The sequence below is a fragment of the Methylotuvimicrobium sp. genome (assembly GCF_050611805.1).
Classification (GTDB): Bacteria; Pseudomonadota; Gammaproteobacteria; order Methylococcales; family Methylomonadaceae; genus Methylotuvimicrobium.
Genome location: NZ_JBNGHF010000003.1, coordinates 1 through 13,667, shown reverse-complemented (window position 1 = coordinate 13,667; position 13,667 = coordinate 1). Strand labels below are relative to the sequence as shown.

The 13,667-nt window shown below is 47.3% G+C and carries 6 protein-coding genes; all 6 read left to right on the top strand.

All coding sequences use genetic code 11. The features are described from left to right. The first annotated feature begins 319 nt into the window (after window positions 1-319). The 6 genes from ACRJJO_RS02405 (at window position 320) to ACRJJO_RS02380 (ending at window position 13,340) form a co-directional block, all read left to right on the top strand. Complete coding sequence (locus tag ACRJJO_RS02405) at window positions 320-1,435, top strand: HD domain-containing phosphohydrolase (protein WP_431064348.1); 1,116 nt, start codon at window positions 320-322, stop codon at window positions 1,433-1,435. Then, entirely contained in the window at window positions 1,432-5,742 is a 4,311-nt protein-coding gene (locus ACRJJO_RS02400; protein ID WP_431064347.1) for a PAS domain S-box protein, read from the top strand. The genes ACRJJO_RS02405 and ACRJJO_RS02400 overlap by 4 nt, the downstream gene beginning before the upstream one ends. Beyond that, window positions 5,726-6,184, top strand: coding sequence for an Hpt domain-containing protein (locus ACRJJO_RS02395; RefSeq protein WP_431064346.1), 459 nt, complete (start codon window positions 5,726-5,728; stop codon window positions 6,182-6,184). Before ACRJJO_RS02400 ends, ACRJJO_RS02395 begins: the two co-directional genes overlap by 17 nt. Window positions 6,185-6,198: 14 nt before the next feature. Then, a complete protein-coding gene (locus ACRJJO_RS02390; RefSeq protein ID WP_431064345.1) occupies window positions 6,199-6,750 on the top strand; it encodes a hypothetical protein in 552 nt (183 codons plus the stop codon). Between the two features lie 82 nt (window positions 6,751-6,832). After that, window positions 6,833-9,829 carry a chemotaxis protein CheB gene (locus tag ACRJJO_RS02385; protein WP_431064344.1) on the top strand — a complete coding sequence of 999 codons (2,997 nt, stop codon included), beginning with the start codon at window positions 6,833-6,835 and terminating at the stop codon, window positions 9,827-9,829. Further along, window positions 9,822-13,340 carry a bifunctional diguanylate cyclase/phosphodiesterase gene (locus ACRJJO_RS02380; protein ID WP_431064343.1) on the top strand — a complete coding sequence of 1,173 codons (3,519 nt, stop codon included), beginning with the start codon at window positions 9,822-9,824 and terminating at the stop codon, window positions 13,338-13,340. Before ACRJJO_RS02385 ends, ACRJJO_RS02380 begins: the two co-directional genes overlap by 8 nt. Window positions 13,341-13,667: the final 327 nt, after the last annotated feature.

The following is a 13,667-nucleotide window of genomic DNA, read 5'->3' as shown; positions in this document are numbered from 1 at the left end:
TCTGCATTCATGCCATTCTTGGCAATCAATCGCCGCCGTCAAGCTACAGGAACGTATTCACGGCGGTCCTCGATAGACATTCTCATACCATTCTATTCTTAGACGTTTTTGCGATCAAAAGCGAGTATGTCCGACAATTTAATCGGTATAACCTCCATAATAACGCTAACCCAATCTATAGAAACGTTGAAAGTCCTTCGGCGATAATTGAAAAATGATATGCGCTAAGTAATCATTCGAAGGTATGCTATTCTTTAATCCAAAAAATAGTGAGTTCGATGATATCCATCAGCTCTCGGCATTTTTACTCGAAGGAACCATGACTCAATCGACTGTTCTTATCGTAGACGACGAGCCTTCCAATCTGGCGCTGATCAGCGAAATTCTAAAGTCCGATTACAGCGTGCGGGTCGCCAATTCCGGTCGTCGCGGTCTAATGCTGGCCCAAACGGAACCCGTACCCGATTTGATTTTGCTCGATGTCATGATGCCGGATCTAAGCGGTCACGACGTTCTGCAAACACTCAAATCCGAGCCTTCGACCCAAAACATTCCCGTCATCTTCATCACCGCGATGGATAGCCAAGAAGACCAAGTCAACGGTTTCCAATTAGGCGCGGTCGATTATATTACCAAGCCGATCATGCCGGCGGTCGTCCTGGCTAGAGTGCAAACGCATATCGAATTAAAAAGCGCCCACGATCGTCTGATCGATCAAAACGCATGGCTTGAGAGCGAAGTCCAAAAACGCATGTTCGAAAACGATTTGATTCAACAGGTCAGTATTCGCGCATTGGCCCATTTGGCCGAAACCCGCGACCCTGAGACCGGCAATCATATTCTGCGCACGCAACATTATGTGCGCGAATTGGCGATACAACTGAAGCAAGATCCGCGTTTCAATGCCATCTTAGACGATCATTACATCGAACTCTTGACTCGCTCGGCACCACTGCACGATATCGGCAAAGTCGCGATTCCGGATCAGATATTATTGAAACCGGGGCCACTAAGCGATAACGAATGGATCATCATGAAAACCCATGCCGAACGGGGTGCGGCGGCAATCGAGCTGGCCGAACAAGATGTTTCGATTAAAGTCGACTTTTTGATGCTGGCCAAAGAAATCGCGCATTGGCATCACGAACGCTGGGACGGTAAAGGCTATCCGGATGGGTTGAGCGGCGATGCGATTCCGCTTTCTGCACGCATCATGGCTGTTGCCGACGTATTCGATGCACTGACGACGAAGCGCGTTTATAAACCGCCAATGCCGTTCGGTGAGGCGAGAGACCTGATCGTCGCCGGTCGAGGCAGTCAGTTCGACCCCGATATGATCGATGCATTTCAACACTGTTACACGACATTCAAACAGATCGCCAAACGATTCGACGATGATACCGCAGCGTCGTTATCGGCAATCTCAGCGACATGAAAAACACGGCAAAACCGATTCAGCGAAAAACTTATAAACTTTTCATCGCATTACCGTTGTTATTGGCGATTAGTGGAGTGACGCTGACCGGGCTCTATTGGCAACAAGTCAAGATCAATCAAGAAAACACCTCTCAACAACTCTTCGAACGTCAATTCGACCGATTGCTCTATTTGATTGAGAACAAAATCAAAGACAGTGAACAAGTATTGCTTAGTATTGCAAGTCTGTTCGGGAGCAGCGAACATGTAGACCGTCAGGAGTTTCAGCAATTCATTACCGGACTCGACATCCAAAACTATTTTCCCGGCGTCAACGCGTTCGGTTTCGCGCCGTTGATCGAACGCAATGCACTTAATTCGCACATCGAAGCGGTAAAGGCCGAAGGCTTGCCGGGCTATCGGGTCTGGCCGGAAATGCCGAATGACAGGCATGCTCCGATTGTCTATATCGAACCGTTCGACGCACAAAACCGGCAAGCGCTAGGTTATGACAGTTATTCGGAACGGTTGCGCCGTATGGCAATGGATAGGGCTCGAGACAGTGATCGTGCAGCAATGACGGCAAAAACGATACTCATTCAGGAGCCCGCAGCCGAAGCACAACCCGGATATATTCTGTATATGCCCGTTTATAATCCGGTTACGCCCGGCAATGCCGACTCCCACAAATCCAACCGCAAATTTATCGGTTGGGTGTTCTCCGCCGTGCGCATCAACGACATGATGCAAATTTTACTGTCGCGTCCACAATACAATCTGTGTTCATCGCTGTCTCTGAAAATACATGACGGTATCACGACCACGCCCGAACATTTACTCTTCGCACAAAACAGCGACACAGCATTGGACGCTAGATCGCTGAGCCGCCGCTTGACCTTGGCCGGAAACACCTGGACCGTGACTGCTGCAATGCCGCCTGAATGCGTTATGGCATCCGCGTCGCATCAACCTTTATGGATCGCATTTGCCGGACTCGGCATGACATTACTGCTGACACTGATCGCCGCGATACTACCCCATCATTATTTGCTTATCCAACGTTACCTGGGACAAAAAGAGTCCTTACAAGAATATGCATCGCTTTTGCGTATCGCCGAACGCTTAGGTCGCATGGGTGGATGGAGCGTCGATTTAAGCAGCAACCGGGTCAAATGGTCCGATACGGTCGCGGCGATTCATGACAAACCGGCCGGTTATTCGCCGACACTCGAAGAAGGCATAAGCTTTTATGCGCCGGAATGGCACGATAAAATCCGCGAGGTATTTAATCTCTGCGCCACGCAAGGAATCGCTTATGATGAAGAAATGGAAATTGTTTCAGCGACAAGCCGACGGGTCTGGGTTCGCGCGATCGGTGAATCCGTTCGTGACGATGCTGGAAAAATTATTAAAGTGCAAGGCGCATTTCAGGATATTTCTGAAAAAAAACGCGCGGAACTGGACTTGCGCAACATTGAACGCCGCTTTCGATTTTTGTTCGAACAAACGCCCAGTATTGCCGTGCAAGGTTATGATGAAGAGCGCCTCGTGATATTTTGGAATAAAGCCAGCGAAACTTTGTATGGCTATACAAGGGAAGAGGCGTTAGGACGCCGTTTGGAAGACTTGATTATTCCCGATGCAATGCGAGAGGACGTGATTACTCATGTCAATAACTGGATAGCCGGTGGCCCTAGCATTCCGGCTGCGGAACTGACATTGCGATGCAAAGGCGGCGGCTCGGTCACGGTCTTTACTAATCACGTCATGCAAGAATGTCCAGTCGGTAAGGAAATTTATTGTATAGACATCGATTTAACCGAACGCAAACGAATCGAAGAGGCCTTACAGGAGAGAGAAGAGCGCTTTCGCATCGCTTCGACGATTGCGAACGATTTGGTTTACTCCTGTAAAAAGGGGCGAGACGGTCATTACCGATTGGATTGGATTGTCGGCAACGCCGAGGCGATATTCGGTGACGACAATGATACGCTGATGGCGCGCGGTTGTTGGCACCAATATGTCACGCCAGACGATCAAATGCTGTTTTTGAAGGCCATTACCGCGCTCGAACCCGGCAAATCGAGTCATGTCGTTTTGAGCATAAAACATCGTAGTGGCGAACGACGATACATTCAATCGGCGGCTTATGTTGAAACTAAACATAACGATGACGGACAGCCGGTGCTATTCGGTGCCTTAGAGGATATCACCGCGCGCATTCAAATGGAGATGGAATTAACGCATTCGTATGAACTGATGCGCTATGTCATCGAACATAGCCGAGGCGGCATTGCAATTCACGACGGCGACTTGAAATACTTATATGTTAGCCAGCGTTATCTCGATGATTATCGTGTTACCGACCCCGGCATCATCGGCAAGCACCATTACGAAGTGTTTCCCAACTTGCCGCAAAAATGGCGTGATGCGCATCAAAAAGCGTTGCAAGGGATGGCCTCGCATAACGATGAAGATACCTATTTGCGCGAAGACGGAAGCGTGGAGTGGGTTCAGTGGGAATGCCGTCCTTGGTATAACGCCGATGGTTTGGTTGGTGGGATTATTGTTTACACCGAAATGATTACCGAGCGCAAAAAATCCGAAGATCAGTTGAAAAAACTTGCACTCGCGGTCGAGCAAAGCCCCGAGAGTATCGTGATTACCAATGCCGACGCGCAAATCGAATACGTCAATCAGGCTTTTACCGCCAACACCGGCTACACGATCGACGACGTTCTCTTGCAAAATCCGCGTATTCTGCATTCCGGTAAAACGCCGCAAGTGAATTATCAAACGATGTGGCAAACCTTGAAACACGGCGAAACCTGGAAAGGCGAGTTTTACAACCAACGCAAAGACGGCAGCGAATACATCGAATTTGCGGTCATTACGCCGCTTCGTCAACAAGATGGATCGATTACACATTATGTCGCAGTCAAGGAAGATATTACCGAAAGAAAGCGAATTGCGACCGAACTCGACAATTATCGCAATCATCTCGAAACCCTGGTCGAAGCACGCACGGCGGAATTGCAAACTGCCCGGCAGCAAGCCGAAGTTGCGAATAGAGCTAAAAGCGCGTTTATCGCCAATATGAGCCATGAAATCAGAACACCGTTGAACGCGATACTCGGTTTGGCGCATTTGATGCGCATCGACGCGACCGCCGCGCAAAGCGACCGTCTGAATAAAATTGAAATCGCCGGTCGGCATCTGTTGTCAATCATCAATGATATTTTGGATTTATCTAAAATCGAAGCGGGTAAGATACAGTTAAATCATGTCGATTTTCATTTATCGGCGCTACTCGATCATGTTCGGTCTTTGATCGGCGAATCCGCTCACATGAAAAATTTAACGATTACGCTCGACGATGATTCAGTTCCGGAGTGGCTGTATGGAGACGTAACGCGGCTGCGCCAGGCGCTCTTGAATTTAGCCAGTAATGCCGTTAAATTCACCGAACAGGGTCGCATCGACATAAGGGCAAAATTACTCGAGGTACACGATAACGATTTGCGGGTGCGTTTCGAAGTGCAAGACAGCGGTATCGGTCTCGAAGCGGAACAGTTGCAACGTTTATTTCGCCCCTTTACGCAAGTAGACGAAACGATTACGCGGCAATACGGTGGAACCGGATTGGGCTTGTCGATTACCCTCCGGCTTGCCGAATTAATGGGAGGTGAAGCTGGCGCCGAAAGCGAGCCGGGACAAGGCAGCACGTTTTGGTTCACCGTCAATCTGCAAAAAGGTCACGGCGTATTACCGGCAGCGGCAGAAACCGGACCAATAGACGCCGAACAACAATTGCGCGATACCCGGCGGGGGCAGCGAGTGTTATTGGCCGAAGACAATCCGATCAACCGCGAAGTCTCGCTCGAACTTCTGCATAGCGTCGGCCTATCGGTCGATGTCGCCGAAGATGGCATCGAAGCGGTCGAAAAAGCGAAACAACAACACTACGATTTAGTGTTGATGGACATGCAAATGCCCAATATGGACGGATTGGCCGCGACTCTGGCCATTCGCGAATTACCAAACTACTGCGAAACGCCGATTTTGGCGATGAGCGCTAATGTATTCGATGAAGATCGAAAGTCTTGTAAAGCGGTCGGTATGAATGACTTTATTGCCAAGCCGGTCGATTTGGAGCAACTTTATACGACTTTGCTGAAATGGCTTCCTGCATCGCCCAAAACAGTTAGCTCCGCGCCTATTCAAACCGATCCGGCACCGCTCGGCACGATGTTTCAGCCCGATTTACCGCAGCGATTATTGTCATTATTTGTCGAACATCACCGAGACGATGTACAAATTGCATGACGCTCTTCAAACCAACGATACAGACCGGCTTCAACAGCTTGCCCATGCCTTGAAAAGCGCCGCCGGCAATATCGGCGCGCAATCGTTGTCGGCACTGGCCGTACAGCTCGAAATTGCGGTGCGTACAAAACGCGATAACATTACGGATTTGACACGGGATCTCGCGCAACAGCTTGAAGAGGCGATGCAACAATGGCTGGAAGTACTCGAAGCTCGTCAAACCGAAGAAATCGAGATCGATTCGGATAGGGCCGAATTAATTATCGAACCACTTAAAGCCTTGCTTCGAATCGGCGATATCAAGGCCATCGATATCGCCGAACGCGAAGCGGCGTTATTACGCGGCGTTTTGGGAAAAACACAAGGCAACGAATTGCTGCATCTGATTTCAATATTCGAATGGGAAAAAGCGCTCGATATACTCGAGCGGCACGATGATTAGGGCCATGTTAGACCATGAAAGACACAATCCTTTTAGAATTTAGCGTTGACGCCAATAATGTCATTATCGCCATTAATGGCCACTGGGATGAGTTTGCCGACGCTAATGACGCACCGCAACTCAAGAAGCAACAAGTCATTGGTAAATCATTGTTCGATTACATTAGCGGCAATGTCACTCGCCAGTTTGTGCAAAATTTACTCGATATTGTCCGGCAAAAAAATACTAGCATCTGTTTTAATTATCGGTGTGATGCGCCAAACTTGCGCCGTTATTTACAAATGCAGCTGATGGCGAATGAGCGTGGCGAAGTGCGAATTAGTAACTACCAATTGCATACCGAGCCGCGTGTGCCCCCTATTTTTTTTATACGATCCAACCAGCGTGATCGGCACACCCGAGTACGTTGCAGTATATGCAATTTACTCAAGCAAGATGAGCAGTGGGTTGAAGCGGAAAGCTTGCAAAAAGATAAAGAGCCGTTAAAACTGTCGGTGATCTATGGTGTTTGTCCGTCGTGTCAACATCAACTGCAACAATTACAATCCCTCCAAAATAACGTTTGAAAAATACCACTAAGGCTTATAAGTCTTGTTACAATGAGACCGTTTTAATTGCTCCTAACATTTAAATAGGTTTCTTCGCATCATGGCGCGAAACAAAAAATACTCCAGGCGAGTCATCGCTAGCGGCCTTTCCACGCCTATCGAAGACCCGCTCGATTTACAGCAAATCCCTACTCTCAATCCCTCACCAAATACTACTCGCCTGTTTAACGGTTATGTGGTCGCCATTGGCGCATCCGCCGGTGGTTTAGATGCTTTAGAACGTTTTTTTGACAAACTCCCGGTCAACTCGGAGGCTGCCTTCGTTGTCATCCAGCATCTTTCCCCCGATCACAAAAGCATGATGGATAATTTGTTGGCAAGGCACACCGCGATGCCGGTGTTGATGGCCGAAAACGGCATGCAAATCAAGCCTAACCAGGTCTTTTTGATTCCGCCGGGGAAGAATATGACGGTGGCTGGCAGTCAGCTATGTTTGTTGCCCAAAAACCCGCATGGCTTGAGTTTACCGATTGATTTATTTTTCACCTCCCTCTCCAAAGAATTTGGCAAGCATTCGGTTGGCGTGATTCTCTCCGGCACCGGTTCTGACGGAACTCGAGGCGCGGTGGCCATTAATGATGCCGGTGGTTTTCTTCTGGCGCAAGATCCAGAAACTGCTAAATTCGATGGCATGCCGCGTAGCGTCATTGCCACCGGCTTAGTCGATGAAGTTATCCCGCCCGAAATGTTGGCGGCCAGAATTGTCGGCCATGTTAACAATAGCATTCAACCGACTGTAAAGTTGAATGATACTGGTCAAACGTTGCTTGGTGATCCTTTAGAAAAGATTTTGCATTTGCTGTATCAAGTCGGCGGTATTAATTTTAAGGAGTACAAATCGGCAACGGTAGAACGTCGCATTGAACGACGTATGCAAGTACGGCATGTGCGTGATTTAAGCAATTATTTACACTTACTGGAAAGTGATCGCAACGAAATCATTACGCTGAAACGCGATATTTTGATTCCGGTGACCAGTTATTTTCGTGATGTCGAAACGTTTGAATCATTAGAAAAAATGGTCATTCAGACCTTGGTGGAAGAGCACCGCGATAATCAACCACTACGCGTGTGGGTGGCGGGGTGCGCGACCGGTGAAGAAGCTTATACACTGTCCATTTTATTTGCTGAAGCTTTCGATAAATTGCGCCGTTGGCCTTTGCTCAAAATTTTTGCCACCGACGTTGAACAGCAAAACATTGATTTTGCAAGCGCCGGGGTTTATCCGGAAGCCATCGCCAACGAGTTGTCGTCCGAACGCCTCGAACGCTTTTTTAATCGCACTGGCAATCAGTTTGTCGTCAAAAATGAAATCCGCCAGCATATCGTTTTTGCGCGGCACAATATTCTCGACGATCCACCATTTACACGTATGAACTTAGTCAGTTGCCGCAATACATTGATTTATTTTGATGTGGCGGCACAAAAACGCGCCTTGCTGTGTTTTCAATATGCATTGGCGCATAACGGTTATTTATTACTCGGTTCCAGTGAATCTTTAGGGGCTTTACATAAAGATTTTAGTGTCATTAACGCAAAGCATAAAATCTATCGCGTGCTGCGGCCGGTTTCGTTACCGCTAAATTTTAAAAGCAGTACTAACAGCAATGATAACCGCTTGCGGGTGAGTCAGCCGCACCGAGAAAAATATCGAAACGCTGAAACCAGTATTATCGAAGCGGGCCAAGCATTGTTAATGCAAAGTTATGCGCCGCCTGCATTATTAATCAATGAGGACCGCGAACTAGTGCATGTATATGGCGATGTGCAACGCTATATGCAAATTCAACCCGGCAGCGCCAGTTTAGAAATTTCTAAATTGCTGGTAGGCAAGTTAGCACCGGTATGCGTAGCCTTGCTGCATAAAGTTGCTAAAGACAATACCCCCTTAAATTCAGAAATTCAGTTGCTGGATGCGGGTAAGCATCAAAGCGAACGGGTGCGGATTGTTGTTAGACCGCTAGTGGACGAAAGGCAGGCAGAGCGGCATTTTTTAATGTCCTTTGAAGTGCTGGCGCAGAAAGAAATGTCCTTAGTCGGCGCCGATAATATTGATGTCGCGGAAGTTTCGGCTGATCGTATTCAAAGCTTGGAATGGGAGTTGTCGATCACCCGCGATAGTTTACAAGCGACGATTGAGGAGCTAGAGACTTCTAACGAAGAATTGCAAGCGACCAATGAAGAATTAATGGCTTCGAATGAAGAGCTACAAAGCACCAATGAAGAATTACAGTCGGTGAACGAAGAGCTGTATACCGTTAACGCCGAAAATCAGGAAAAAATTGATATTCTCAACCGCCTGAACGCCGATTTAGACAATATGACGCGCGCCGCGCTGATTCCTACGATATTTGTGGACAACAACTTGAAGTTAACCCGCTTTACTCCAGAAGCAGGGTCTATTTTCCGTATTCGAGAAGGGGATATTGGGCGACCGATTGATGATTTTACTCATCAAATGGAATATCCCGAGTTCTTGCACGATTTGCAGCGTGTAATCGACACTGCACAGTTGATGGAGCGTGAAGCCAAAACCCACACTGATCATTGGTATTTGGTGCGTATCTTACCGTATATCGATCGCCCGAAAAACCTCAATGGCGCGGTATTGACCTTTGTCGATATTACTCACATTAAAGATGCGCAACGCCTGCAAGCGATTTTAGATTCCCTGCCCGAACATATTGCCGTATTAAATGCTAAAGGAGTGATTACCGTGGTTAACGAAGCCTGGCGAGAATTTGCCGAAAGCAATGGTGATCATGAACTGGCTCATACAGGTCCAGGCATTAACTATCTTGACGTATGTAAGACTCAACATGCCCCTGATAATGCGATTGCCCGGCAAGTTCTGATTGGCATGAGGCAGATTCTGAGCGGCGAGCTAGCGCATTTTTCGATTAAATATCCCTGTCACTCACCTACCGAGCGCCGCTGGTTTTTGATGAACGCCACGTCAGTCAAACATCCGTTGGGCGGCATTATTGTCAGTCATGTCAATATTACAGCCTGGATAGAGGGGGAACAGGATGAGTAAGATTAAAAAATTAGCTAGCGAGGCATTGCACCGCGGCGATTTTGATTTTGCCCTAAAAGAAGTGGCGCGTGGTGAGACGGATGTCTCCCGCTTAATTGAAGACCTTAAAATTTATCACGCGGAATTAGAAATTCAAAACGAAGAGTTGCTTGAAAATCAAGCTTTTACTGAAAAAGCCATGCGCCGCTTTAGCGGTTTGTTTGCGGCTTTGCCGGTACCGGCTTTAGTTATTGATGAAGTTGGGGTCATCCATGAGTGTAATGCGATAGCTGAACAACGGTTCGCCTTAGGTCGCAAGCAATTACGTTCACATTATTTTCCTCGCCTGCTACCTAAAAAAGAGCATGGCCGTTTGCGGGAATTATTACAGATAGCTCGCAACGAAGACTGTGCTAGCCAAGCTGGTATCGAAATAAAAACGGCCGATGAACAACAGTTTATAGCGGATATGCATGTTTCGTCATTGCCCGAGTTAATAGAAAATAATGCGTATCATTTTGTCGTTTTAATGGTCGATCAAACCGCAGTGGTTAAGCAACATGTGCTGCTAGAAGAAAGTCGCCGACACTTTCAGGCTTATTTTGATTCCGCACCGGTCGGCATGGCAGCCATCAGTGCCGATAAACAATGGCTAGAAGTCAACGATAAACTCTGTGACTTGTTCGGGTATTCGCGTAATGCGCTGATTAAGCAGACCTGGATGGATTTAACGCATCCTGTCGATCTTGACGCCGAATTAGAGCAGTTTAATGACATACTCACAGGCAAACTTGAGGGTTATGCGCTGGATAAGCGTTGTATTCGCGGTGACGGCAAACTCATTGATGTGCATGTGATCAAGCAAGGGGTGCGTGATGCCAACGGCCAACTTGATTATATAGTGGTCATTATCGAAGATATTTCTGCACGCAAGCAGGGAGAGCTTGCCTTGATGGAGCGAGATCGGGCCCTCGAAAATCAGTCCTTGAGCTTACGCGAGCGTATTAAGGAGCTAAAAGCGATTTATGCTATTTCCCGAGCGTCACAATTAATTAGCGATCAAGATGCTTTTTTTGCCGAGGTGTTAAAACTGTTGCCAATGGGCATGTATTACACGGACGATGTCTCGGTGTCTATTAATTTAGCTTCCAAAACCTATGGCAACAATACCTTTTCAGCCACAATGGATAAGCTGGAAAGCGATATTCAGGTTGACGCGCAAGTGGTCGGTAAAATTAGCGTCGGTTATAGGGAGCCGCGTATTTTACCAAACAACAAACCGTTTCTTGATGAAGAAAAACAATTAATTGATGGCATAGCGGAATTAATTGGTTTATTTCTCACGCGTATACGGAGTCAACAAGCCCAAGATTTAACCAGTCAACGCAATGCCGCTCTATTAAGCTTAACCAGGCAAGCTACAAAAATGGATGAACAGTCTTTGCTACGTTTTGCCCTAGAGCACGCCGAGGCGCTAACCGATAGCAACATCGCTTATGTACATTTTGTCAACAGTGATCAAAATACCATTAGTTTAGGGGTATGGTCAGGTAAAACGCTGCAAAATTGTGCAGCGGTGCATGATAATCATTACCCGTTAGCGAATGCCGGTGTGTGGGCGGATTGTTTCCGTTTGCGTCAGCCGGTTATTCATAATGATTACCCGGCATTGGATAATAAAAAAGGGTTGCCGGAAGGCCATGCGACCTTATTACGCCACATGAGCGTGCCGGTTCTCGAAGACGATAATGTCGTGATGATTATGGGAGTAGGTAATAAACAGGACCCTTATGATGCGGGTGATTTGGCCATTTTAGAAATGTTTGCCAATAATGTATGGGCCTTGGTACAACGTAATCGGCAACAACGCAAACTCGAACTCGATGCGATGGTGTTTCGTTATAGCCGAGAAGCAGTAGTCGTCACGGACGGTGAACAACGGATTCTCTCGGTTAACCCTGCCTTTACCCAAATTACTGGTTACACGGAAGCCGAAGTGCTGGGTTTAACCCCACGTTTGCTCAAGTCAGGGAAGCATGATGATGGTTTTTACCAACAGATGTGGGCGAAACTGAATCGTGAAGGCTATTGGCAAGGAGAAATTTGGAATCGGCGTAAGAATGGAGAAATCTATCCGCAATGGCTTGGTGTTTCGGTAGCGCATACGACAACCGAGGGGCATCCGAGTGAATATATTGCCGTATTTATGGATATTACCGAACATCAACAAGCCCGAGAGTATATTGAATTTCTCGCTCATCATGACCCTTTAACGGAACTGCCCAACCGCACTTTATTAAAAGATCGTTTTCAACAATCGGTGTCCTATGTGCAACGTCAAGGTAAGAAGCTAGGGTTGTTATATCTGGATTTAGATAATTTTAAAAATGTTAACGATAGCTTAGGTCATCCAATAGGTGACAAGCTGCTATTACAAATAGCCCGTTGCCTTCGCGATTGTGTGCGCGAAGCGGATACCGTCAGTCGTATAGGTGGTGATGAGTTCGTTATTATGCTGGGTAACATCCACCATGCCGAGAATTTAGCCGAGATTTCCACTAAAATTTTGGCAGCGCTGTCACGCCCATTTGACATTGACGTCCATAAATTGCAGCTATCATGTAGTATCGGCGCGTGTTTGTACCCCGATGACGGTGAAGAATTTGATGGCCTGCTTCAAAAAGCCGATACCGCTTTGTATCAGGCTAAAGCCAGTGGTCGCAATAACTATAAGTTTTTTACCGCAGCCATGAATGTGCAGGTGATGCGCCGCATGTCTTTAGAAAATGCCATGCGTTTGTCGCTGGAGCGCGAAGATTTCTTTGTGGTTTATCAACCCCAATTTGACATTAAAAGCGGACAGATTGTCGGTGTTGAAGCCTTAGCGCGCTGGCATCATGCCGAACTGGGGATGATTTCACCGGCAGAATTTATTCCGGTTGCCGAAGAGTGTGGATTGATTGTTACTTTAGGGCAGTCGGTGCTCCGTCAAGCCTGTCGGCAAATGCAACAATGGTTGCTACAAGAGCATTATTTGCGCGTGTCCGTCAATGTGTCTTGCGTGCAATTTTTAAGGCACAACTTATTGCAATCGGTCACCGAAATCTTGGAAGAAACCGGTTTGCCGCCGCACCATCTGGAGCTGGAATTAACCGAATCCATCTTGGTTACCGATCCAGAGTATGTGTTGCAGGTGGTGAATACGTTAAACCAACGAGGCGTACAATTTTCGATTGATGATTTTGGTACCGGTTATTCCAGTTTAAGCTATCTCAAACGCTTCGCGGTGGACAAGCTTAAAATTGATCAATCCTTTGTGCGAGATATTCCAGGTGACGCCGACGATGAAGTATTGGTCGAAGCCATTGTGAATCTTGCCCACAATTTACGCCTTAAATGTATTGCCGAAGGCGTGGAAACTCAAGTGCAAGCGGATTTCTTACGCCAATTAGGCTGCGATCAAATTCAGGGGTATTTATTAGGCAGGCCGTTATCAGTAGATGCGATGCAGCAATTATTGAGTAGTCAGTAGGTAATGATTCACACCCCCTATCGTTCCCACGCTCCGGCGCTCATCGTTATACACAAATATCGGTAAACTTGCTAAACAGATGTCATCGTACACCTGGAAACGGTGCTGTTTGATAAATCTGCGGATATTGAACATCGGTGGCTTCGAAATCGCGACGAAGGCGTCGCTCCCACAAGGGGGCCGGATGCTCTGTGGGAGCGATCCCCAGATCGTCCCTCTCCTAACGCTAGATGAGGGAAAGTCGGGAACGTTAGGCGACAAAAAATGGTATTGAGGCCTCATTGGCTAAGATTGCAAAACAGTAATTTTTTTCTGGTTCCCACGGTC